Consider the following 22185-nt stretch of genomic DNA (forward strand, 5'->3'; position numbering starts at 1 on the left):
CCCTCGCGCGGAGTGGCGCGGCCCGCTTACCCGCACGACCGGCGAACACTACGTACCGCCACCATAATTTTGACCGTGGGTGACCAAGCGGCCCGACCCGTGCTCTGGGATGCCGGCGTGATCCATGGTTAGTCAAACAGGGTGAAAGGTGATGCTATGAGTAGCCCCGGGAATGACCGGCAGGCAGGCACAAGGAACAGGTGAACGTCCGGTGAGCAAGCGTCTGGACCCTCGGAACTGGGCGAGCTGGAAGCCTTTCGGCATCGGCGAGCGCAAACCCAACAACTATCTGGAGCTGTGGAAGGCGTTCCGGTCGGTGAAGGGCAACCGGCGCTTCGCCTGGCGCATCCTCAACGAGGGCACCTGCGACGGCTGCGCCCTCGGCACCCGGGGCATGCGCGACTGGACCATGGACGAGATCCACCTGTGCAACATCCGCCTGCGGTTGCTCAAGCTCAACACCATGCCTCCGCTGGACCATTCTGTGCTGGCCGACGTGGCCCCGCTGGCCAAGCTCAGGAGCGCGGAGCTACGCGACCTCGGCCGCCTGCCGTACCCCATGCTCCGGCGCCGGGGCGAGCCCGGGTTCACCCGCGTGAGCTGGGAGGAGGCGCTCGACCTGGCCGCGTCCCGGCTGCGCGGCACGAAGCTCGGGGTGTACCTCACCAGCCGGGGCGTCCCCAACGAGAACTACTTCGCGGCGCAGAAGGCCGTGCGCGCGCTCGGCACGAACTCGGTCGACAACGCCGCGCGCATCTGCCACTCGCCCTCGACGGTCGCGCTCAAGCAGACCATCGGCGCCGCCGCGACCACCTGCTCCTACACCGACTGGATCGGCTCCGACCTGATCGTGTTCATCGGGTCGAACCCGTCGAACAACCAGCCCGTCGCGATGAAGTACCTGTTCCACGCCAAGAAGGCGGGCACCCGCATCGCGATGGTGAACTCCTACCGCGAGCCGGGCATGGAGCGCTACTGGGTGCCGTCCAACGCCGAGTCCGCGCTGTTCGGCACGAAGATCACCGACGATTTCTTCGGGGTGAACGTCGGGGGCGACATCGGCTTCCTCAACGGCGTGCTCAAGCACCTCGTCGAGAACGACTGGCTGGACAAGGCGTTCATCGACCAGCACACCTCGGGCTTCGAGGGCGTACGGGCCGCCGTGTCCGGGCAGTCGTGGGAGACGCTCGAGGCCCTCAGCGGCGCCACGCGGGAGCAGATGTACGAGCTGGCCAAGCTGCTCGGCGACGCGAAGTCCGCCGTGCTGGTCTGGTCGATGGGCATCACCCAGCACTCCTATGGCGAGGACAACGTCCGCTCGATCGTGAACCTGGCCCTGGCCAGGGGTTTCGTGGGGCGGGACAACTGCGGGCTCATGCCGATCCGCGGGCACAGCGGGGTGCAGGGCGGCGCCGAGATGGGCGCCTACGCCACGGGTCTGCCGGGCGGCCTGCCGATCACCCCGGAGAACGCCGGGAGGTTCAGCGAGAAGTGGGGCTTCGAGGTCCCCTGCGCGCCGGGGCTCACCGCGACCGACATGATCGACGCCGCCCACGCGGGCGAGCTGGACGTGCTGATCTCCTCCGGGGGCAACTTCCTGGAGGTGCTGCCCGACCCGGCCTACTGCCGCGACGCGCTGTCCCGGCTCTCGCTCCGGGTCCACGTCGACATCGTGCTGTCCAGCCAGATGCTGGTCGAGTCGGACGGCGACGTCCTCCTGCTGCCGGCGCAGACGCGGTACGAGATGGAGGGCGGGGTGACCGAGACCTCGACCGAGCGCCGCGTCATCTTCTCCCCCGAAGTCCAGGGGCCCCGCATCGGGGAGGCGTGGCCGGAGTGGAAGATCTTCACCGAGCTGGCGGCCCGCGCCCGCCCGGAGCTGGCGGACAAGATCCGGTACCCCGGAGGAACACCCCAGATCCGCAGGGACATCGAGGACGCCGTGCCGTTCTACGCGGGGATCGCCGGGCTCGCGAAGTTCGGCGACAACGTGCAGTACGGCGGGCGGCACCTCTGTCCCGGCGGGCGCTTCCCGACCGCCGACGGGCTCGGCCACTTCTCGCCCGTCGAGCCGCCCCGGCTCGAACGCCCGGACGGCTCCTTCATGGTCGCCACCCGGCGCGGCAAGCAGTTCAACAGCATGGTCCACGAGCGGCGTGACGGCTTCAACGGCGCAACCCGGGAGGCCGTGCTGATGAGCCCGTACGACGCCGACCGGCTCGGGCTGCCCGACGGCACCGAGGTGGTGCTGAGCGGTGCCGCCGGGCGGTTCACCGGGCGCGTGATGCGTGCGCCGCTGACCCCGGGCAACCTCCAGATCCACTGGCCGGAGGGCAACGTGCTGCTGGACGTGGCCCGCCGCTCCCCCGACGCGCGGATCCCCGACTACAACGCCGTCGTGACCCTCAGAAAGGCCGCACCATGACGACCGTGGGACCTGTGAGGCCGGGGCCGACGGCGCGGGTGCGCGTGCGCGAGGTCTCCGGGGGCACGGCAAGGGACCGCCGGGACGATCTCGCCACCGAGGAGCCGCTGGAGATCCGGATCACCGCGGGCGGCGCCACCCGTACTCTCGCGATCACCATGCGGACACCGGGAGCGGACTTCGAGCTCGCGGCGGGATTCCTCTCGGGCGAGGGCATCGCGGGACCGGAGGACATCGCCTCGATCGCGTACTGCACCGACGAGGACCTCCCGCCGGAGGCCCGCTACAACACCGTCACCGTACGGCTGCGCGGGGCGACGCTCCCCGAACTACCCACCATGCAACGACATTTCCTGACATCGAGCGCCTGTGGCGTCTGCGGCACCGCCAGCCTCGAAGCCCTCCACGCCCGCCACACCTCCATGGAGCACAAGGCATCCTCGGAGAAGGCTTCCTTGGAGAAGGCTTCCTTGGAGGGGAAGGCGCCCGGGGAGGGGACGTCCTCGCGGTTGCTTCCGCCGGTCCCCGCCAAGGTCCTCTACGAGCTGCCCGACCGGCTGAGGAAGGCCCAGGGCATCTTCGGCAAGACGGGGGGCCTGCACGCCGCGGGGCTGTTCACGGCGGACGGATCCCTGCTCGCCCTGCGGGAGGACGTCGGGCGGCACAACGCCGTGGACAAGCTCGTCGGGTGGGCCCTGATGTCCGAGCGGCTGCCGCTCAGCTCGTCGCTCCTGCTCGTCAGCGGCAGGACCAGCTACGAGATCATGCAGAAGGCCCTGGCGGCGGGCCTGCCCATGGTCTGCGGCGTCTCCGCCCCGTCCTCCCTGGCCGTGGATCTGGCCAGGGAGTTCAGTCTGACTCTCGTCGGCTTCCTCAGAGGCGAGCGCTTCAACATCTACGCCGGCCCCGACCGCATCACCTCAGGCCCCGGCCAATGCGACTGACTCACCGGGCCAGGGATCGGTCAGACGGCGAGCAGGACGTCCAGCTGGCCGACCGCCAGCGGCAGGCCATCCATCAGGCCCATGGCCACCAGATGGTCCATCTGCTCCCGGGAGTCGAAGGACGCGCGTAGCTCCATCCGGGTGCCGCCGTGGTGGTCGATGAGGCGCATGTGCATCTTGGTCATCGGCAGGTGGGCGACCGGTCTCCCGTGTTCGTCGGCGAACCCGTCGGTGAACTCCAGGGACGTCGGCGCGTGGACCGCCGTGACGTTCCACCAGCCGCGGTACATGTCACCGTCCCGACCGGTGAGGACGTAGGTGACTTTGCCGCCGGGGGTCAGGTTGTGCTCCTCCACCTTCGCCGGGTGGCTCGGCGGTCCCCACCAGCGCTCCAGCTGCCGCGGGTCGGCCCACAGCTGCCACACCCGCCTGGCCGGGGCGCGGAAGTCGGAGACCAGAGTGAGGCTCAGGTTTTCGAAGTCCTCGGCGAGGTTGATGACGCTCATCTGTCGTGTCCTCTCGTCAGGTTGTTCTCTTCTGGGCCGGGGACCTGCGCGAGCAGGCCGGACGTCTGGTGAACTCGCCCGTGACATACCGCTTCGAGCTGGCCGAAGACCAGCCTCGACGGCCATAAGGCATCGGGGTCGTGCGTACGAGCCGCTCCCTTCCGCGGCGCTCCCTGGTGACTCAGACCGGAACGTTCCAGCACCTGCGACGTGCTTCCGCACCGCGGCGAAGATCACCGGGCATGCCTCGGCCAGTCGCGACACCACAGCTCGCCCTGACAAAGCGGTGGAGGATGTCGCGGCGGGCGGCGTCGGCCAGTGCGTGGAAAGGTGGTCCAAGCCCTCGTCGGACGATTCCCGTACAACCGTGCGGTTGTAAGTTAACCCGGCATCCACCCGCTGTAAAGGGATGAGAACTCTCCGAAAGCTCCTGCTCGTCAGCGGCAGGACCAGCTACGAGATCATGCAGAAGGCCCAGGCGGCGGGCTGCCCATGGTCTGCGGCGTCTCGGCGCCCTCGTCCCTGGCCGTCGACCTGGCCAGAGAGTTCGGCCTGACCCTCATGGGCTTCCTCAGAGGCGAGCGCTTCAACATCTACGCCGGCCCCGACCGCATCGCGTCGTCCCCCCGCCAGGGCGACTGACCCGGACCGGCCGTTTCCAGGAGCATTGTCCTCCTGGGGCTCAGATCGGCATGATCACTGTCAGCCGGCGAGCAGGGCGTCCATCTGGCCGACCGCCTGCTGCAGTCCCTCTGCCATGCCCATGCTCACCAGTTGCTGCATCTGCTCCCAGCAGTCGAAGGCCGAGCGCAGCTCCATCCGGGTGCCGCCGTCGTGCTCGATGAGCCGCATCTGCATCATGGTGGTCGGCATGTCGTCGACCGGTGCCCCGTCTTCGTCGGCGAACCCGTCGGCGAACTCCAGGGAGGCCGGCTGGTCGACCGACGTGATCCGCCACCAGCCGCGGAACTTCTCGCCCTCAGGACCGGTCATGAAGTAGGTGACGTTGCCGCCGGGGGTCAGGTCGTGCTCCTCCACGGTCGCCGGGAAGCTCGGCGGCCCCCACCAGCGCTCCAGCTGCCGCGGGTCGGCCCACAGCTGCCACACCCGATCGGCGGGGGCCTCGAAGTCGGCCACCAGGGTGAGGGTCAAGTTGGCCAAGTCCTTGTCGAGGCTGGTGACGCTCATCTGTCGTGTCCTCTCGTCTTGCCGGGACCCCTACGCGCTGTAAATATCTCACCACTCGGCCGGGGAATCCGCCTTTTGTGCAGCCCACCCGCACCCACTAGGGGGTGCACCGGGGTGTGACCCAGCCACACCCCGGTCTCCAACGGACGAGCCGGCCGCTTCGGTCTTCGATTCGCCGGGGGTGACGGTCAGCCGGTGTTCTGCAGGCCCGCGGCGACGCCGTTGACGCTCAGCAGGAGGAGGGTTTCGAGGCGTTCGCGCTCGTCCTCGGAGAGGTTGTCCTCGGCGCGGAGGGCGGAGAGGGCACGGAGCTGGAGGTGGGACAGGGCGTCGACGTAGGGGTCGCGGAGCTGTACGGCCAGGGACAGGACGCGCCTGCTCTCCAGCAGCCGGGAGTGCCCGGTGATCGCGAGGACGAGCTCGCGGGTCAGGTCGTACTCCGCGAGCACCTGGTCGGCGAAGTCCTGCCTTCCACCGAGCGCGAGGTAGCGGGCCGCGATCTGCCGGTCGGTCTTGGCGAGGGACATCTCGGCGTTGTCGAGGAGCGAGGCGAACAGCGGCCACTCGTTATAGGCCCGCCGCAGCTCCTCCAGCCCCGGCCCCGGCTCCTGCCCGGCCGAGCCGGTGCCGTTGGCGGCCGGCTCGGTGCCACCGGAAACCGGCTCCGTACCGTTGGGGACCGGCTCGGGGCGGGTGGCGGCGAGGAGGCCGCTGCCGAGGCCGTACCAGCCGGGGAGGTTGACGCGGGTCTGGGCCCAGGCGAACACCCACGGGATCGCCCGCAGGTCGTCCAGGGACCTGGGCGCGCCGAGCCCGCGCCGCGCGGGACGGGAGCCGAGGCGCAGCGAGCCGATCTCCTCCAGGGGGCTGACCAGGCCGAACCACTCGGGGAACCCGGGAGCCTCGGTCAGCGAGCGGTAGGCGTGCTCGGAGGCGGAGGCGACCCGCTCGGCCAGCAGCCGGAAACGCGCGGCGGCGTCGGCCGTGCGGGCCCCGACGGAGTGGGTGGAGGCGAGCAGCACGGCGTTGGTGACCTGCTCGATGTGCCGCAGGGCGATCGCGGGGTGGCCGTACCTGGCGAAGATGACCTCGCCCTGCTCGGTGACCTTGAACCGGCCGGCGACAGATCCGGGAGCCTGGGCCTGTACGGCCCGGTTGGCGGGGCCGCCGCCCCGGCCGAGAGCGCCGCCCCGGCCGTGGAAGAGGGTCAGCCGGACGTCGTTGGTGAGGGCCCAGGCGGCCAGCTCGGCCTGGGCGTCGTAGAGCTTCAGCGTGGCGGCGGCCGGCCCGAGCTCCTTGGCGGAGTCGGAGTAGCCGAGCATGACCTCAAGGCGGCGCCCGTTCACGGCGAGGCGCTTCTGTACGGCGGGCAGGCCGAGCATCCCGGTGAGCACGTCGGCCGAGTTGGCGAGGTCCTCCCCGGACTCGAAGAGCGGCACGACGTCCAGCACGGGAGTGCGACCGCCGAGCGCGTGCTCGGCCAGCTCGTAGACGGCGGCGATGTCGCCGGCCGACCGGGTGAAGGACACGACGTACCGCGAGCAGGCGGCGACTCCGAACCGCTCCTGGATCCAGGCGATCATGCGGATAGTCGCCAGGACCTCCTCGGTGCGCTCGGAGGTCGTGCCGGCCCTGATCTCCTCAAGCGCCTGGGCGTGCACCTGCGAGTGCTGGCGGACCTCCAGCTCTGCCAGGTGGAACCCGAAGGTCTCGACCTGCCAGATGAGGTGCTGAATCTCCCCGTACGCCTGGCGGGTCGCGCCCGTGGAGACCAGGGAGGCCTGGCACGTGCGCAGGTCGCGCAGCAGGTCGTCGGGCGAGCGGTATGCCAGATCGAGGTCGCGGCGGCGGGTCGCGGCGATCCGGGCGGCCACGAACAGCAGCCACTGCCGGTGCGGCTCGCGCGGCGAGCGCTTGCCCAGCTCGGAGACCAGCTCCGGATGGTCGTCGGCCGCCGCGGCCAGCGCGTCGCGCAGGCCCTTGCCGGGCGCGCCGTACAGGGCGGAGGCGGTGAGGGTGCGGCCGATGCGCGTGGCGGCGTTCTCGAGCGCGGTGAGCACGTGCTCGGCCTGGATGAGCACGGCCTCGCGGGTGACCCGGGCGGTCACGTTGGGGTTGCCGTCGCGGTCGCCGCCGATCCAGCTCCCGTAGCGGATGAAGGCCTTGGCCTGCGGTTCGCGCGTGCCGGAACCCTCGGCCAGCGCGGCGTCCAGGGACCGGTAGATGCGCGGGACCGTACGGAACAGGGTCTCGTCGAACGCCGACATGGCCGTGCGGACCTCGTCCAGCGGGTCGAGCTTGGTGTGCCGGAGCTGGGCGGTGCGCCACAGCATGTCGATCTCTTCGAGCAGGCGCCGGTGCGCCTCCTGCCGCTCCTGCGCTCCCCTTTCGGGGGCGTTGTACTCCGCGAGCTGCACGCTGACCCGCTGGATGGCCGTGACGATCGCGCGGCGGCGCGCCTCCGTCGGGTGCGCGGTGAGCACCGGGCGGAACTCCAGCTCGGAGATCAGCTTCGTCAGCTCCTCCGGGCGGAGGTCGTGCTTCAGCTCGCTGACCGCCTGAGCCAGGGACTCGGGCAGCGTCGCCTCGCCGGTGTCTCTGGACCTCAGCGTGCGGATCCTGAAGTGTTCCTCGGCGAGGTTGACCAGGTGGAAGTAGCACGTGAAGGCGCGGGCGATCTGCACGCTCCGGTCGATCGACCATCCGGCGACCATCGCGGCCACCTCGTCCACGGAGATCTCGCGCCTTCGCGCCGCGATCACCGCCTTGCGCAGCCGCTCGACGTCGGCCAGCAGGTCGGGCCCGCCGTCCTCGGCGATGATCCGGCCAAGCAACTCGCCCAGCATGCGCACGTCGGCACGCAGCTCGTCGGGCATCTCGGAAACGGCACTGTGGCGTTCAACAGGAGAACGGTCTGCCTGCTGTGAAGCGATGGCGGCCATACCAGGAAGGGTATCCAGTCGGCCCCACCACCTGGATACCGGTCTCACCTATTGGACTAGACCAGTGTGCATGGGCGAGCGGCGGTCAGGCGGGCCGGGAGACGGCGCCGAGGAGGTCGGGGAGGCGGGCGTACCCGATGGTCGCGGCCAGCCGCCGGCCCGCGAGGGCGACCACCAGCCCGTACGGCACGGCCAGCGCGGCGACCCAGGTCAGCCCGAGGAAGACCGGCAGCACGACCGGAAACGCCAGCATGCTCGTGCCGAGCATCGCGCCGAACGACCCGGCGAACGCCACACCGCCCTGGCCGGGAGCCGCGCTGGTGAACGCGTTGATCCGGTCGGGGTAGGTGTACGGAAGGATCACGCTGGTCACGGCGCCCACACCCAGAGAGACCAGCAGGAGCCCGCTGGAGGTCAGCACCGCGGGCAGTGCCCAGGGCAGGTGCCCGGCGACCAGCGCGGCGGCGATCGAGAGCACGGCGAGCAGCGGCACGGCCACCAGGGAGACGGCGAGATGCCGCCCGGCGAAGTCGGTGCGCAGGTCGCGGTCGGAGGAGTAGACGATGGCGTTCATCCACAGGGCGCGGCCGTCGATGCCCAACGCGTTGGCCGCCTGGAGCCCGATCATCAGCGCCCCGACGCACGCGGGGGCGACGGCCAGCGCGGACCCGCCGAGGCCGTTGGGGCCGCCGCTCAGGGAGAACATCAGCACTCCAGAGAAGCCGATGGCCGCCATCCATCCCATGCGTCCCCGCGGCTCCCGGCGGACGTACTTCAGCTCCTTGGCCACGACGGCGCCGAGCGCACCCCCGGGCAGCAGGCCGTCGAAGCGGCTGCGGCGTACCGAGCCGATCTGCGTGGAGGAGTCGGATGTGACCATGGCCTTGCCCAGCGCGGCGATCCACAGCCGACCGAGCGCGAGCACCACAAGGGCGACGATCACGATCTCGGCGAGCCCGAGGAGCCCGCCGTCCGCGATGGCGTGCGCGGCCATGCCCGGCGGCCCCCACCTCACCACCGAGGCCAGACGCGCCAGGAACTCCTGGGGATCGGCGCCGAAGCCGCGATTCAGGAGGAGGTTGGGGACCTGGGTCAGCAGGATCACGAAGACCACGCCCACGGCCAGCAGGTCGCGGCCCCGCCGGGTGCGCAGCACGCGGGAGAGCGCCGTGGTGACGGCCCTGGACGCGACCAGGCACAGCGCGACCTGCAACACGATGGCGACCAGACCGATCAGCACCCCGGTGAAGCTCCGCGACAGCCCGACGATGGCGCCGACGAGGAGGCACAGCGAGGCCACCGGCCAGGGACCGGTGGCCGAGGCGGCGAACATGCCGACGGCCATCTGCCGGGCCGTGAGCGGGAACAGGGTCAGCCGCGCCGGGTCGAGCGTCTCATCCACGCCGAACACCAGCAGCGGACCGACCACCCAGATCACCGTGAGCACGGTGAAGAGGACCACGCCGGCGTTCACGGCCACGTCCACGGGCGCGAACCGCAAGAGGCTCATCAGAAGGAGCCCCGCGCAGGCCACCATGACCGCCGCGATCATCGTGAAGACGAAGCCGACCTGGCGCATGGTGTCGCCGCGGAGGTTACCGGCGATCAGGCGTAGCTTCAGGCGGACGAAAAGCCAGGCCATCAAGGCCCCTCTCGGCTCAGGTGGAGGAGGATCCGAGCCACGACAGGCCCTCCTCGCCGGTGCCGCGTACCCCGACCAGGTCGAGCAGGGCCTCGTTGAGCGTGTGTCCGCCGCGGACCTCGCTCAGGGTGCCCTGGGCGACGATCTGGCCGTGGTTCATGACCGACACCCAGTCGCACAGGCGCTCGACGAGCTCCATCACGTGGCTGGAGAAGACGACGGTCGAGCCGGAGGAGGTGTAACGCTGGAGGACCTCGACCAGCGTGTTGGCGCTGACCGGGTCCACCCCTTCGAAGGGCTCGTCCAGGAAGAGGACCTTGGGGTTGTGCAGGAGCGCAGCGGCCAGGCCGATCTTCTTGCGCATGCCGGTGGAGTAGTCGACGACCAGCTTGTCGGCCGAGTCCGCCAGATCCATGACGTTCAGCAGCTCCTCGGCGCGCCGGGCGACCTCTTCCTTGCGGATGCCGCGGATCTGGCCGTTGTACGAGAGCAGCTCGCGCCCCGACAGCCGCTCGAACAGCCGCAGACCCTCGGGGAGCACGCCGACATGGGCCTTGACCGCCACCGGGTGACGCCACACGTCGACCCCGCCGACCTCCACCGAGCCCGCGTCGGGCATGAGCAGGCCGGTGATCATGCTGAGGGTGGTCGTCTTGCCCGCGCCGTTCGGCCCGACGAGGCCCGCGAAGCTGCCGCGCGGCACCACGAGGTCGACTCCGGCGACCGCCACCTGCGGGCCGAACCGCTTGTAGAGCCCCCGTGTGCGGACCGCTTCCGGAGGGCCGGCGGAACCCGCTGAGACGGCCGAGCCGGGCCCACTGGCGAAATCGGTCATGCCGTCACTCTAACCGGGGGCCAAGGACGGTTCCGGGTGACCGGCGATCTGACGGGAGGACTAACCTACGGGCATGAGCGCTGAGCCCGTTCCGCACGTCGAAGGCATCGATCCGCGCACGACCGCGGGGAAGATCGCTGACCTGGAGCGACGCCTCGACGAGGCCGCCAACGCCGGATCCTCGCGTGCGGTCGAGAAACAGCACGCCAAGGGCAAGATGACCGCCCGCGAGCGGCTGGTCGCCTTCCTCGACGAGGGGTCGCTGGTCGAGTTCGACGAGCTCGCCCGCCACCGGTCGTCCACCTTCGGCATGGAGCGCGAGCGGCCGTACGGCGACGGCGTGGTGACCGGTTACGGCACCGTGGCGGGCCGCCCCGTGGCGGTCTTCGCGCAGGACTTCACGGTCTTCGGCGGCTCGCTCGGCGAGGTCTTCGGCGAGAAGATCGTCAAGGTCATGGACCACGCTCTGAAGACCGGCTGCCCGGTCGTCGGCATCAACGACTCCGGCGGCGCGCGCATCCAGGAGGGCGTCGTCTCGCTCGGGCTCTACGCCGAGATCTTCAAGCGCAACGTCCACGCCTCTGGGGTGATCCCGCAGATTTCCCTGATCATGGGCCCGTGCGCGGGCGGCGCCGTGTACTCCCCGGCGCTCACCGACTTCGTGCTCATGGTGCGCGAGAAGTCGCACATGTTCATCACCGGGCCGGACGTCATCAAGACGGTCACCGGCGAGGAGGTGACGTTCGAGGAGCTCGGCGGCGCGCACACCCACAACTCCAAGTCGGGCGTGGCCCACTACGAGGCGGCCGACGAGGCCGACTGCCTGGAGTTCGCCAGGGCGCTGCTGTCGTACCTGCCGTCGAACAACATGGACGACGTCCCGGTGTTCGACTCCCCCGCCGACCTGACCGTCAGCGACGCCGACCGCGAGCTCGACACGCTCATCCCCGACTCGGCGAACCAGCCCTACGACATGCACCAGGTCATCGAGCACGTCCTGGACGACGGCGAGTTCCTGGAGATCCACGCGGGGTTCGCGCCCAACATCGTCGTGGGCTTCGGCCGGGTCGAGGGGCACTCGGTGGGAGTGGTGGCCAACCAGCCGTTGAGCTTCGCGGGCACGCTGGACATCGCCGCCTCCGAAAAGGCCGCGCGTTTCGTCCGCACCTGTGATGCCTTTAACATTCCCGTCCTTACTTTCGTGGACGTACCGGGCTTCCTTCCGGGCACTGATCAGGAATGGAACGGGATCATCCGGCGCGGCGCCAAACTGCTGTATGCCTATGCCGAGGCGACGGTGCCGCTGGTCACGGTGATCACGCGCAAGGCGTACGGCGGCGCGTACGACGTCATGGGCTCCAAGCACCTCGGGGCCGACATCAACCTGGCGTGGCCGACGGCGCAGATCGCGGTCATGGGCGCCCAGGGCGCGGTCAACATCCTCTACCGGCGCGAGCTGGCGACGGCGGACGACCCCGACGCGGAGCGGACCCGGCTGATCACCGACTACGAGGACACGCTCGCCAACCCGTACCTCGCGGCCGAGCGGGGGTACGTCGACGCGGTGATCAGGCCCTCGGACACGCGAATCAAGATCGTCAGGGCGCTCCGCGTGCTGCGCAACAAGCGCCAGACCCTGCCGCCGAAGAAGCACGGCAACATCCCCCTGTAGGAAGGAGGTGCCCATGGATCAGCCCTATCTCAGGATCATTCACGGCGACGCCACTCCGGAGGAGGTGGCCGCGCTCGTGATCGCGGTTGCGACAAGGGAGACAAGCCCGACACAAACCCCTCGAAGCCGCGAAACGTGGCGTAACCCAGCACACCGGCTGAGAAGGGCGTTCCCCACGGGCCCGGGAGCGTGGCGAGCAAGCTCACGGCCCCATTAGATCTTTCGAAGTGGGTGTCAAGCGAGCTAAGAGTTGGGACTATCTAGAAATGGGGGAATATAGTCAGCCGATCATTGTCTAGGACCGAGGCCTGGAGGAGAGCATGGCAATCCCGGACCTCACACCGCATCCCGTGGCGGCGAAATACGCCGTTCTCGTGGACGTCGGCTATCTCTACGCTGCGGCGGGCGAGGTCATCCTGGGTGCCAAGGAGCGCAAGGAATATCGCGTAGCGGCCGACGAGCTGATCCAAGCTCTAAAGAAGCACGCGATGGAGCGCATCCCCGGCGAGTTGCTGCGCGTCTACTGGTACGACGCCGCCCGCGACCGTGTGCCCACCGTCGACCAGCGCGTGATCGCGCAGCTTCCGTGGGTCAAGGTGCGCCTGGGCAACCTCAACGCCCGAGGGCAGCAGAAGGGCGTCGACGCGCAGATCCGCAGCGACCTGGAGGCGCTCGCCCGCCACCACGCGGTGAGCGACACCGTGCTGATAGCCGGAGACGAGGACATGGTGCCCGCCGTCGAGGCGGCCCAGACGTTCGGAGTGCGCATCCATCTGTGGGGCGTCGAACCTCCCTATGGGACCAATCAGGCCGAGCGCCTCGTATGGGAGTCCGACACCGTGGAGGAGCTGGGGGCCGACTTCCTGCGCCCCTACTTCAACCGTGCCGCCCAGGTCGTGACCGCCACCGCGCCCACGCCGCCGTCGCCCGCCCAGGTGTTCGCCGGCCGCACCGCGCTCAGCGCCAAACCCGCCGTCAAGCACCCCGGGCAGGTCACCAAGCTCGGGCCGAGCCGCCCGAGGGTCGAGGAGGTCGGCGAGCACGTCGCGCAGAAGTGGATCCTCACGCGGGGCCGCGACAACATCCGCGACCTGCTCCCCGGCCCGCTGCTGCCGACGGTCATCGACACCGAGCTGCTGATCGAGGCCGAGAAGGAGCTCGGTCACTCGCTGCGCCCCTACCCCGAGGCCAGGGTCTGGCTACGCGACGGCTTCTGGGCCCGCGTCTACCGCGAATTCGACCTCGGCGTCGGCATATCCACCAAGTGACACCCCGCCGACGGCGAGGTCCGATTCCCGCCGGTCGCGCGGCCTGACCAGGGCATAGCGTCGTAGCTGTGACACCACACCAGACCCTCGACTTCGATTCCTGTTACAGGGCGGCGAGCGCTCGCGACACGAGATTCGACGGGCGGTTCTACACGGCCGTCACCTCGACGGGCATCTACTGCCGCCCCATCTGCCCCGCCCGTACGCCCGCGCGGCAGAACGTCAGGTTCTACCGCCACGCCGCCGCGGCCGAGGCCGCCGGATTCCGTCCATGCCGCCGCTGCCGCCCCGAGCTCAGCCCCGGCGATCCCGGCTGGGACGTCGCCGCCGACCTCGTCGGGCGGGCGCTGCGCCTCATCGACGACGGCGTGGCCGACGAGTACGGCGTCGCGGGCCTCGCGAGCCGGTTGCACGTTACCGAACGCCACCTCCTGCGCCTCTTCACGGCCCAGCTCGGCGCCGGTCCCCTGGCCGTGGCGAGAACCCGGCGGCTGCTGCTCGCCAAGCAACTGCTGACCGAGACGCCGCTGCCGATCACCGATGTCGCGTTCGCCGCCGGGTTCGGCAGCGTGCGCCAGTTCAACGCCACGATGAAGGAGGCGTACGGCTTCGCGCCCAGCGACCTCCGTACCACCTCAGGCTCCCTCCCCATCGCGTCTCCTGGAGCCCTTACATCGGGTTCCCGGGTCCCCTCGTCGTCGCGGGGCGTCACTCCCGGCATGCCCGCGACGCTCACGCTGCGGCTGAACTACCGGCCGCCGTACGACGCGGAGACCCTGCTCGGCTTCCTGGCCTCCCGGGCGATCCCGGGGGTCGAGGAGGCGAGCCCCACCGGCTACCGCCGCGCCGTGCCCGGAGGGGTGATCACTCTGGCTCCGGCCGACGGGCACATCAGGCTGTCGGTGACCCTCGACGACACCCGTCACCTGGCGAGGATCGTCTCCCGGTGCCGCCGGTTGCTCGACCTCGACTCCGATCCCGGCGCCATCGCCGACGCCCTGGGCGCGACCGCGCTCCACCCGCTCGTCGAGCGACGTCCGGGGCTGCGCGTGCCCGGCGCCTTCGACGGTTTCGAGCTGGCGGTACGCGCCGTGGTGGGCCAGCAGATCTCGGTCGCGGGGGCCAGGACGCTGCTCGGCCGCATCGCCGCCCGCGCCGGAACCGTTGCCAAACCCTGCGACGTCGCAGCCCTCACCGGAACACCCGACGTCGGAGAGCCCCCCATCGCCGGAGCCCCGACCCCACCCGAACACACCTCATCTCTGGCCGGACCACCCGACCGGACGTACGACGGTGGCGGGAGCCGAGTGATGGGTGCGGACGCCGATGGACCGCGCCTGCTGTTCCCCACGGCCGAGCGGCTGGCGGGGGCCGATCTGTCCGGGCTCGGGCTGACCGGGCGGCGGATCACGACGCTGAAGATCCTCGCCGAGAAGGCGGCCTCAGGTGAGCTGGACCTCGACGGCGGGGCGGACCCTGCCGAGACGGCGTCCCGGCTCCTGGACATCCCGGGCATCGGGCCGTGGACCACCGGCTACATCGTGATGCGCGCCCTGCGCGACCCCGACGCCTGGCCCTCCGGCGACCTCGGCCTCCGGCGGGCCATGAAGGCACTCGACATCCCCGAAGACGACACCGAGCGGTGGCGCCCCTGGCGGGCGTACGCCGCCCTACACCTCTGGAGTTCGGAAACGCCATGAACGCAACGATCGACGCACAGGTCCTGCCGACTCCGACCGGGCCGCTCTCGCTGCTCGTACATGAGGGGGTGCTGGTCGCCGCGGGGTTCACCGCCGACCCCGCCGAGATGTACGTACGGCTGCCGGGAAAGCTCACCGCGCTCCCCCTCCAGCCCGTCGACGACCTCGGCAAGCCGGCGCGGGCCGTACGGGACTACCTCGACGGCGACCTGTTCGCGCTCGACACCGTGGAACTGGACCAGCCGGGCACGCCGACCCGGCAGCGGCTGCTCGCGGCGCTGCGTGCGGTGCCAGCGGGAACGACGGTGAGCTACGCGGAACTGGCCGAGCGGGCCGGACTGCCGAGGACGGCGGCACGCGCGGCCGGGTCGGCGTGCGCCCAGAACCTCATCGCCCCGTTCGTCCCCTGCCACCGCGTACTTCCCTCCACCGGCGGCTTCGGCGGCTACTACTACGGCACCCCGGTCAAGGAATGGCTCCTCAAGCACGAGCACGCCCTCTGACCATGATCACCTGACTCGCTGCGCGCTCGTGATGATCTTCCGACAGGAGACGACCGACCCGCCGGCCACGGGTGAGTCGTCTCCGAGGCGTCGGTCAGTACGGCCAGCCGGGCACGTTGAGGCGCACGCTGTAGAGCCCGAAGTTGCCGGTGTTGCCGCCATGCGACGCCGTACCGGAAGTGATGTAGAGGGTCTTGCCGTCAGAGCCGCCGAACGCCACGTTCGTGGTGCTCGCCCCCGCGGAGATCGTGCCGAGAGCCGCGCCGGAAGGCGCGTAGACGTGGACCTTCGCGTCGCTGTAGGACACCTGGTAGAGGTTGCCCGCGCAGTCGATCGTGGACCCGTCCGAGCCCGAGAGCGAGGCGAAGTCGGAGCGCGAGCCGACGCTGCCGTCCGCGTTCACCGGGTACTTGTAGACCTTGCCCGAGCCGTTGCCGCCGACGTAGAGCGTCTTGCCGTCGGGCGAGAGCGCGATGCCGTTCGGCTCCCTGATCGTGTCGTCGATCAGCGAGACCACGCCGTTCTTGACCCGGAAGACGCTGGTGCGGCCGGACATCTGGTCGGACCGGTTCGCCCGCTGGAAGTCGGGGTCGGTGAAGTAGACGGTGCCGTCGGCGCCGATGGTGAGATCGTTGGGCGAGTTGAACGCGTGCCCCTGGTACGACGAGGCCACCACGCCCCGTGCCTTGTCCTGCAAGCGGTAGGAGGAGACGCTGCGCTGGTCGTGCGTCGCGGCCAGAATGGTGCTGCCGTCCCGGCTGAGAGCGAGGCCGTTGCTGCCGGAGCCGGCGATGAACGTTTCAAAGGTATTGGGCGCGGTGAACTTCAGAATGTCCGCGGGTTGCACGTTCTCGGCGCCCGCGCCGTCGCGCATGCTCGACAGCAGCAGGGTCTGCGTCGTGGCGTCCCAGACCGGGCCCTCGAGGAAGTTGAAGCCGTCGCGGATCTTCGTGGCGGTGACCGTCGTGGACGGCAGCGGGTTGCCGTACGTCGCCCCGGTCGTGCACTGTCCGACCCCGGGCCGCGGCACGGGGGACGTGGTGGGCGTGGGCGTCGGGGTGGGGGTGACGGTCGGGGTCGGGGTCGGCGTGGGGGTCGGGGTGGCGATGGTCCACCGCTGGTTCACGCCGCCGTTGCACGACCAGATCTGCAGCTGGGTGCCGTCGGCGCTGCTCACGTTCGCGGCGTCCAGGCACTTGCCGGAAGCCGTGTTGACCAGCTGTCCCGCCGTGGCCATCCAGCGCTGGGCACCCGTGCCGTTGCAGTCGTAGATCTGGGCCCTGGCGCCGTTGGCGGTGGAGGCGCCGGCCACGTCGAGGCACTTACCGAGCGCCCTGATCGTGCCGTCTGTCTCGACGGTCCACTGCTGCGCCGCGCCGCCGTTGCACGTCCAGAGCTGCACCCGGGTGCCGTTGGCGCTGTTGCCGGACGCCACGTCGACGCACTTGCCACCGATGCCGGTGATGGGGGAGCCCGCCGCCGCCGACGCGGTGGGCACGTGGACCACGGCCATGGTGATCACCACGGCGGCGGCCGCGCCCGTCGACAGAATGCATCGGAGCAGTGGACTCCGGTGGTGCTGCGGTGCCGTCATGGCAAACCTCCCGAATGATGCGGCCGGCCGAGGGGGGTGCCGGCCATCGCCCAACGACTATGAGACGACCTCATCGAGATTGCAAGATTCCTTCCGCGCCACCTGCGGTCACCCGCCACTCCGTCGTCACGGTGAGGCACGCCGCGCCGTCAGGTCAGCAAGTCTCGGTCGCCGGGGCCCTGGATGACCTTTCCCCTCAGCCCCTAGGTGTTCACTCGCGTCAGGCCGGGACGGGAACGTTGACGGCGGCGCGGTAGTCACCGAGCGCGGGCAGGGCGGCCCGCTTTTCGACCGGAACGGTGTCGAGCACCCTGCGTGCGGTATGCATGATCATGTTGGTGCGGTAGGCGGGGTCAAGGTCGGACATTATCTGCGTGGCGAGGTGAAGAGCTTCGTCGTAGCCGCCGCTCTTGCCGACGCTGATCGCTTCTTGCAGGCGCACGTTCGCGGCGTTCTGGTAGCTCGGCGAAGCGGCCAAGGCCGCGTCGCGAGCCTCACGCGCGCTCTCGGTGGCTCCCCCGTATGCGCTGACCCAGGCACTCGTGAACCAAATTGAGGACGGGCACCAGCCGAACTCTTCGCTGAAGCTGTAGCGGCCGGTCAGCTCCTGGAGATCTCGGAGGTGTTCAAGAGCCTCCCTCTGCCTTCCCACGATGGCGAGAGCTTGTGCCTCTGCGGCCAAGGCCTGCAAGAGGCCGGGGGAAACACGCTCTGGGGCGAGGGATCGAGCATTTCGGGCCAGCGTCAGCACCGCCTTCGGAGGGCGAGTGACCACCGGCACCTGCGTACGCCGCTCGGGCCGCGCTGCGCTTCAATGTCGTGGACCACGGTGACGATTGATCGGGGTGACGAGATCGGGTCGTCCAGCGCGATGCGGCCGTCGTCGACCAGCGACATGACCGCCGCGGCGATGACGGGCTTGCTGACCGAAGCGATACGGAAGATCGTGTTCCTGGCCATCGGGGAGGTGCCGTCGACATCGACAGACCCGACGGCCTCAACCTCGACCCCGCCGCCCCGGGCCACCAGACCCACCACCCCCGGCACCGATCCGTCCCCGACGTACGCCTTCAACAGGTCGCGCAGGATGCTCATCGGTCCACCGTCTCAACCGCGCGGCTCCAGGGTAAGACCAGCACGGCCCCGCGAATGTCAACCAGCGTCAATAAGCGACCGCACGCGCAGCCGCCTCAGGCATGACGTCGCCATGCACTCGTCGGAGATACTCCAACGCGTGCTCCGTGGCTGGATCGTGATTCAGTCGGTCACGGTAGAAGTGGAGGCGGTCCTCACAGTCGTCGATGACCTCACTCCACGTTCGCGCCCAGATACGGACGCCCCCCTCCCACTCGGCGATACAGCCGGGCGGCCGATTCGGGGCTGTCGCATCCCTCCGGACGATGTCGTCCATCTCTGTGGAGACGACCCAGAAATTCCAGGAAACCCGAGCATCGCGAAACTGCGGATCGTCGGCGACCGCCTGGGCATAGCTCTTGATCTGACCGACCTCCATCTGGCCGATCTTCACACTGGGGGCCTTGAGTTCCACCACGAGATGCTCGCGACCGGAACCTCCCCGGCGCGCTTTGCCGAGCATGAGGTCGACGATTCCCTGGCGACCGTCTTCTCTGCGCACCGGGACAAGCCGACCGGCTTCAGGGTCACGGCCCAACGCTTTCAAGTGACGTATGAGTACCGTATCCAGGCTCTGATCGCTGACCATCAGCGCGTAGGCATCCCCGAACACCCACGTCTCACGCTCAAGGATTTTGTGAAGCTCTCTTCGCTCCTTGACCGTCCTGCTGATCTCCGGCTCGAAGACGAGTTTCTTGAGCACGGCGACGAAGTCCAGCCGGTCGGCCACCTGCCCGGTCGCCTTGACCACATCGGAGAGGCTCGTTCGTTGGAGAATCCGCTTGAGCTCCTCCTGCTCTGACTGTGGCAGCCGGAACAGCTCGTCCAGAACCGGGTAGAGCCCGCTGGGATCATGGGCGATGATCTCTTTGAGCAGCCGGAGCGTTGTCTTCCGGTTCTGCTGGGAACCTGGAATACGGCGCGCGATCGTGGTCGCCACCTCGTCGAACATCTGGCGCTCCACCGCCTGCGTCGGTTCGGTGGGCTCCCCCGAGTAAGGATAGACCTCCTCGCGCTTCCACTCCTGGATCAGCCTGGCTCTACGCTCCCGGTCACGCCGTCGGAAGTGCCCACGGAGAGTTTCCCGGGCTACCCCCAAAAGACCTCCGAGCTCGTCCATCTCCGCCATTGGGAGATCGCTCCGCCGTTCGACGAATCCGTCCCACAAGAGATAGGCCGTGAAGTGGTATCCCGGCGCCTGGATTCCAGGCGAGACCTCGTCCAGTACGACCCCGTTGGCGTCACAGATGGCGAGGACTCGGCCGACATCCTTGGGCCATTCGATGACCCGGAGCAGCGGCTCAGCGTGTTCACCGGAATCTGGCCACACCACCGGGTACTGAGCTGTGTCCGCCCAGACGGTGGCCGGATCCAACGACTCCCCCTGATAGGTGATCCTCACATCAGGATTAGCGGCGAGAAAGGGCGCGAAGGTCGAGGCGAGCTGCTGAGCCGTGTCATCTTGTACCAGGCGGTTGACAAAGTCCGCGGGGACCGACGCCTCGACCCGTGTTCCGCAGGGCTCTTCAACATAGTCCGGCTCGGAGATGTCGAAATCGGCGAGCCGGTCGATCGCCCCGCTGATGACCGTGCGTTCGTTTCGACCATCGAGCCCCTTCGCGACCGTGACCCAGCGCACCTGTTCCCCTAGCGCGAACGCGCGAAGCCTGCCCTGCCCGCTACGCCCGTGCAGGCCGCGCTTCAGCTCAGGTGAAACCTTGGCCCTGGTCTTCCACGAACCGCCAAGGCCACCGAAGCAGCTCGCGCAAGAGGCGCTCGGCATTCCATGGCCATCATCGGTGACATTGACCGACTCGACACCGCTCAGCTCGTTGACATCAAGGTCGACCGTGATGTGACACGCCTCGGCGTCCAGCGCGTTCCAGATCATCTCCGCGACGGCGCCCACGGGATCCTTCAGGCGCGCGAGACGGAGGAGATGATCTGGCTTGGCCTCGATGTGAACCGTACGCACACGGTCACTATCGCAGACCACATGCGAAGTCACGCCCTAGGTCACCAGAATGAACGGTTGGTCACCGCCGAAGGCGCCTGCTCGGGCCTGTCCATCGTCCGCTCGGTCGTCGGAGCCCACGATGGTCACGTCAACACCCGCCCACGCGAAGGCGGCGGCCTCATCGTGAGCGTCATCCTGCAGGCCTGCGGCTCCTCCGGAGTTCGCCTGATCGGTCAGGAGTCGCCGCGGACGATGCTCTGGACCTCGCCCACGGGGACGTCCCTGACCGCGGTCGCCTGGACCGGCTGGAAGGCGAAACCGACCGCGCCACCGGCCGTCACCGGCCACTCCGTGGTCACGGTGAGCACGTACGCCTTGCGCGACTGGTCGACCGAGGCGCGCAGGTAGCGAACGCCGCAGGTGAACGTGCCGCCCTTCACGTACGGGTGGCCCGTGGGACCGCAGTCCTGCTTGACCTCGGCCCGGTCGGAGGTCGTGCCTGAATCGATCTTGACGTCCGTGAGGGTGGCCGTCACGGTCGCGGACATGACACCGGGGAGCTCGGCCGTCACCGACCGGGTGGTGGCCCCGATGCCGGTCAGCCACACCCAGGTCGGAAGGTTCACGTAGCTCTTGACGTCGGGGCTGAGCTCGATCTTCGGCTCGGGCACCGTCAGCGCGGCCCGGGCGAGATCGTAGAGCTCCTGCAGGGTGATCCCGCCGGGCGGCGTCGCCCCCTGCGGCACCCAGACGGCTCCGGGCAGGCCCGTGGCGCAGGCGAGGCCGTCGGGGTCGGCGGCATTGTACGCGGGCGCCCACCAGCGGCCGTTCTCCCCGACCTTGTCCTTGTACTGCTTGAGGAACTGGTCGAAGTCCTCGGCGGTGCCGGTCGGATGCGTGTGGAACCAGTCGTCCCTGACGTCCTGCTGCTTGGTCAGCATGTCGTCGGGCTTGTCGCCGGGCTCGTACCAGCAGGGGCGCTTGACGCGGTAGCCGTCGCTCTTGGCGCCGAGGCCGGTGCCGCTCAGCACGATCTTGGAGTCGCGCAGCACCACGCCGCTCGTGCGGCCGTCCTGGAAGCCGGTGCCGCGCGGGCCTCCGGGATCGGAGACCGGGGCGGTGACCAGCGAGGCGGCCAGGACGAACGGCATCAGCGATCTCATCGGCGGCACTCCTTCGCACGCTCGTGGGGGTAGGAGGCGTGCAGGTAGGTCTTGACCCGCCAGGCCCCGTCGTCGCCCTTGCGCACGGCCGCGACCTGGAGGTAGACGGCGGTGGGCTGACGGGTCCAGGCGGGCTGGCCGGTGATCGGACGGCCGCTGCCGGCCTCCGTCACCCGGACGCCCGACTCGTCGACGCAGGCGTCCACCTCGGCGCCCCGGCCCGAGGCCGCCGCCACCCGCACGGCGTACACCTTGGCGGACCCGGTGGCCGACTCGCGACGCTCGACGAAGCCGCGAACCCAGGTGTAGGCGTCGCGGCCGGCCTGGTCCTCGACCCCGGAGAGGTACGCGGTGTCCTTGCCCTGGCTGACGACCGCCTTCCAGGACCCGACGTAACCGTCGGTGAATGCCTTGACCATCGCCTGCTGCGCGCCGTCGAGACCGGAGGGCCACTCGATGGACACGGTCATGCCGGGCGCGACCTCGATGTTCTCGACTCCCGGCGTCGACATGACCTGCGGAGCGCCGAGCGGGCCGGGCGTCGCGTCGCCGGAGGGGTCGGCGGCCGTGGCGACGGCGGACGGGGCGCCGTCCGCAGGGGTGAACGGGCGCTCCGCGCCGGCGGCCGAGCATCCGGTGCCCAGCAGCGCGACGGCGGCCAGGGCAGCCCGCATCCGCATGCCGACGACGCTAACCACGGGGTGGGAGCTCG

The 22185-nt window shown here is 69.5% G+C and carries 18 protein-coding genes and 1 pseudogene; 8 read left to right on the top strand and 11 right to left on the bottom strand.

Annotated features, from left to right (window positions below; translation table 11 throughout):
* Window positions 1-211: 211 nt before the first annotated feature.
* Window positions 212-2425 carry an FdhF/YdeP family oxidoreductase gene (locus AB0O34_RS15060; protein ID WP_363915931.1) on the top strand — a complete coding sequence of 738 codons (2214 nt, stop codon included), beginning with the start codon at window positions 212-214 and terminating at the stop codon, window positions 2423-2425.
* A complete protein-coding gene (locus AB0O34_RS15065; RefSeq protein ID WP_363915932.1) occupies window positions 2422-3369 on the top strand; it encodes a formate dehydrogenase accessory sulfurtransferase FdhD in 948 nt (315 codons plus the stop codon). Before AB0O34_RS15060 ends, AB0O34_RS15065 begins: the two co-directional genes overlap by 4 nt.
* Before the next feature lie 20 nt (window positions 3370-3389).
* Here the strand turns inward: AB0O34_RS15065 and AB0O34_RS15070 are convergent, their stop codons facing one another.
* The gene (locus tag AB0O34_RS15070; protein ID WP_363915933.1) at window positions 3390-3875 is read right to left on the bottom strand and encodes an SRPBCC domain-containing protein; all 486 of its coding nucleotides are present in this window, start codon (window positions 3873-3875) and stop codon (window positions 3390-3392) included.
* A 427-nt stretch (window positions 3876-4302) separates the two neighbouring features.
* Here AB0O34_RS15070 and AB0O34_RS15075 point away from each other — a divergent pair.
* A pseudogene (locus tag AB0O34_RS15075) lies at window positions 4303-4517 on the top strand (formate dehydrogenase accessory sulfurtransferase FdhD); the annotation flags it as partial.
* Window positions 4518-4577: 60 nt separating this feature from the next.
* Here the strand turns inward: AB0O34_RS15075 and AB0O34_RS15080 are convergent.
* The 4 genes from AB0O34_RS15080 to AB0O34_RS15095 form a co-directional block, all read right to left on the bottom strand.
* Window positions 4578-5063, bottom strand: a complete 486-nt coding sequence (locus tag AB0O34_RS15080; protein WP_363915934.1) for an SRPBCC domain-containing protein — start codon at window positions 5061-5063, stop codon at window positions 4578-4580.
* A 188-nt stretch (window positions 5064-5251) separates the two neighbouring features.
* The gene (locus AB0O34_RS15085; protein WP_363915935.1) at window positions 5252-7939 is read right to left on the bottom strand and encodes a phosphoenolpyruvate carboxylase; all 2688 of its coding nucleotides are present in this window, start codon (window positions 7937-7939) and stop codon (window positions 5252-5254) included.
* A gap of 151 nt (window positions 7940-8090) precedes the next feature.
* The gene (locus tag AB0O34_RS15090; RefSeq protein ID WP_363915936.1) at window positions 8091-9647 is read right to left on the bottom strand and encodes a hypothetical protein; all 1557 of its coding nucleotides are present in this window, start codon (window positions 9645-9647) and stop codon (window positions 8091-8093) included.
* Between the two features lie 16 nt (window positions 9648-9663).
* Window positions 9664-10482 (bottom strand): ABC transporter ATP-binding protein, encoded by an 819-nt coding sequence (locus tag AB0O34_RS15095; protein WP_363915937.1) that lies wholly within the window; start codon window positions 10480-10482, stop codon window positions 9664-9666.
* A 73-nt stretch (window positions 10483-10555) separates the two neighbouring features.
* On the opposite strand from AB0O34_RS15095, the gene AB0O34_RS15100 reads away from it, so the two are divergent.
* From AB0O34_RS15100 to AB0O34_RS15120, 5 genes are all read left to right on the top strand, one after another.
* The gene (locus AB0O34_RS15100) at window positions 10556-12154 is read left to right on the top strand and encodes an acyl-CoA carboxylase subunit beta (RefSeq protein WP_363915938.1); all 1599 of its coding nucleotides are present in this window, start codon (window positions 10556-10558) and stop codon (window positions 12152-12154) included.
* A gap of 13 nt (window positions 12155-12167) precedes the next feature.
* Window positions 12168-12371 (top strand): acyl-CoA carboxylase subunit epsilon, encoded by a 204-nt coding sequence (locus AB0O34_RS15105; protein WP_363915939.1) that lies wholly within the window; start codon window positions 12168-12170, stop codon window positions 12369-12371.
* Between the two features lie 103 nt (window positions 12372-12474).
* Window positions 12475-13422: an NYN domain-containing protein gene (locus AB0O34_RS15110; protein WP_363915940.1), complete on the top strand. Its 948-nt coding sequence runs from the start codon at window positions 12475-12477 to the stop codon at window positions 13420-13422.
* A gap of 68 nt (window positions 13423-13490) precedes the next feature.
* Window positions 13491-15122: an AlkA N-terminal domain-containing protein gene (locus AB0O34_RS15115; protein WP_363915941.1), complete on the top strand. Its 1632-nt coding sequence runs from the start codon at window positions 13491-13493 to the stop codon at window positions 15120-15122.
* Window positions 15119-15625: a methylated-DNA--[protein]-cysteine S-methyltransferase gene (locus AB0O34_RS15120; RefSeq protein WP_363915942.1), complete on the top strand. Its 507-nt coding sequence runs from the start codon at window positions 15119-15121 to the stop codon at window positions 15623-15625. The genes AB0O34_RS15115 and AB0O34_RS15120 overlap by 4 nt, the downstream gene beginning before the upstream one ends.
* Before the next feature lie 94 nt (window positions 15626-15719).
* On the opposite strand, the gene AB0O34_RS15125 is transcribed toward AB0O34_RS15120, so the two are convergent.
* From AB0O34_RS15125 to AB0O34_RS15150, 6 genes are all read right to left on the bottom strand, one after another.
* Window positions 15720-17219, bottom strand: coding sequence for an SMP-30/gluconolactonase/LRE family protein (locus tag AB0O34_RS15125; RefSeq protein WP_363915943.1), 1500 nt, complete (start codon window positions 17217-17219; stop codon window positions 15720-15722).
* Window positions 17220-17439: 220 nt separating this feature from the next.
* The gene (locus AB0O34_RS15130) at window positions 17440-17970 is read right to left on the bottom strand and encodes a hypothetical protein (RefSeq protein ID WP_363915944.1); all 531 of its coding nucleotides are present in this window, start codon (window positions 17968-17970) and stop codon (window positions 17440-17442) included.
* Window positions 17964-18314 (bottom strand): serine hydrolase domain-containing protein, encoded by a 351-nt coding sequence (locus tag AB0O34_RS15135; RefSeq protein WP_363915945.1) that lies wholly within the window; start codon window positions 18312-18314, stop codon window positions 17964-17966. Before AB0O34_RS15135 ends, AB0O34_RS15130 begins: the two co-directional genes overlap by 7 nt.
* Window positions 18315-18381: 67 nt before the next feature.
* Window positions 18382-20328, bottom strand: a complete 1947-nt coding sequence (locus tag AB0O34_RS15140) for an ATP-binding protein (RefSeq protein WP_363915946.1) — start codon at window positions 20326-20328, stop codon at window positions 18382-18384.
* A gap of 215 nt (window positions 20329-20543) precedes the next feature.
* Window positions 20544-21473, bottom strand: a complete 930-nt coding sequence (locus tag AB0O34_RS15145) for a hypothetical protein (RefSeq protein ID WP_363915947.1) — start codon at window positions 21471-21473, stop codon at window positions 20544-20546.
* Window positions 21470-22171, bottom strand: coding sequence for a hypothetical protein (locus AB0O34_RS15150; RefSeq protein WP_363915948.1), 702 nt, complete (start codon window positions 22169-22171; stop codon window positions 21470-21472). The genes AB0O34_RS15145 and AB0O34_RS15150 overlap by 4 nt, the downstream gene beginning before the upstream one ends.
* Between the last annotated feature and the right edge of the window lie 14 nt (window positions 22172-22185).

This window comes from Sphaerisporangium sp. NPDC088356 (assembly GCF_040685555.1).
GTDB lineage: Bacteria > Actinomycetota > Actinomycetes > Streptosporangiales > Streptosporangiaceae > Sphaerisporangium.

Excerpts from the sequence above, each read along its gene's own strand:
- AB0O34_RS15065 (WP_363915932.1), top strand. The coding sequence starts at position 2,422 with ATGACGACCGTGGGACCTGTGAGGCCGGGGCCGACGGCGCGGGTGCGC.
- AB0O34_RS15070 (WP_363915933.1), bottom strand. The coding sequence starts at position 3,875 with ATGAGCGTCATCAACCTCGCCGAGGACTTCGAAAACCTGAGCCTCACT.
- AB0O34_RS15080 (WP_363915934.1), bottom strand. The coding sequence starts at position 5,063 with ATGAGCGTCACCAGCCTCGACAAGGACTTGGCCAACTTGACCCTCACC.
- AB0O34_RS15085 (WP_363915935.1), bottom strand. The coding sequence starts at position 7,939 with ATGCCCGACGAGCTGCGTGCCGACGTGCGCATGCTGGGCGAGTTGCTT.
- AB0O34_RS15090 (WP_363915936.1), bottom strand. The coding sequence starts at position 9,647 with ATGGCCTGGCTTTTCGTCCGCCTGAAGCTACGCCTGATCGCCGGTAAC.
- AB0O34_RS15095 (WP_363915937.1), bottom strand. The coding sequence starts at position 10,482 with ATGACCGATTTCGCCAGTGGGCCCGGCTCGGCCGTCTCAGCGGGTTCC.
- AB0O34_RS15100 (WP_363915938.1), top strand. The coding sequence starts at position 10,556 with ATGAGCGCTGAGCCCGTTCCGCACGTCGAAGGCATCGATCCGCGCACG.
- AB0O34_RS15105 (WP_363915939.1), top strand. The coding sequence starts at position 12,168 with ATGGATCAGCCCTATCTCAGGATCATTCACGGCGACGCCACTCCGGAG.
- AB0O34_RS15110 (WP_363915940.1), top strand. The coding sequence starts at position 12,475 with ATGGCAATCCCGGACCTCACACCGCATCCCGTGGCGGCGAAATACGCC.
- AB0O34_RS15120 (WP_363915942.1), top strand. The coding sequence starts at position 15,119 with ATGAACGCAACGATCGACGCACAGGTCCTGCCGACTCCGACCGGGCCG.
- AB0O34_RS15125 (WP_363915943.1), bottom strand. The coding sequence starts at position 17,219 with ATGACGGCACCGCAGCACCACCGGAGTCCACTGCTCCGATGCATTCTG.
- AB0O34_RS15135 (WP_363915945.1), bottom strand. The coding sequence starts at position 18,314 with ATGAGCATCCTGCGCGACCTGTTGAAGGCGTACGTCGGGGACGGATCG.
- AB0O34_RS15145 (WP_363915947.1), bottom strand. The coding sequence starts at position 21,473 with ATGAGATCGCTGATGCCGTTCGTCCTGGCCGCCTCGCTGGTCACCGCC.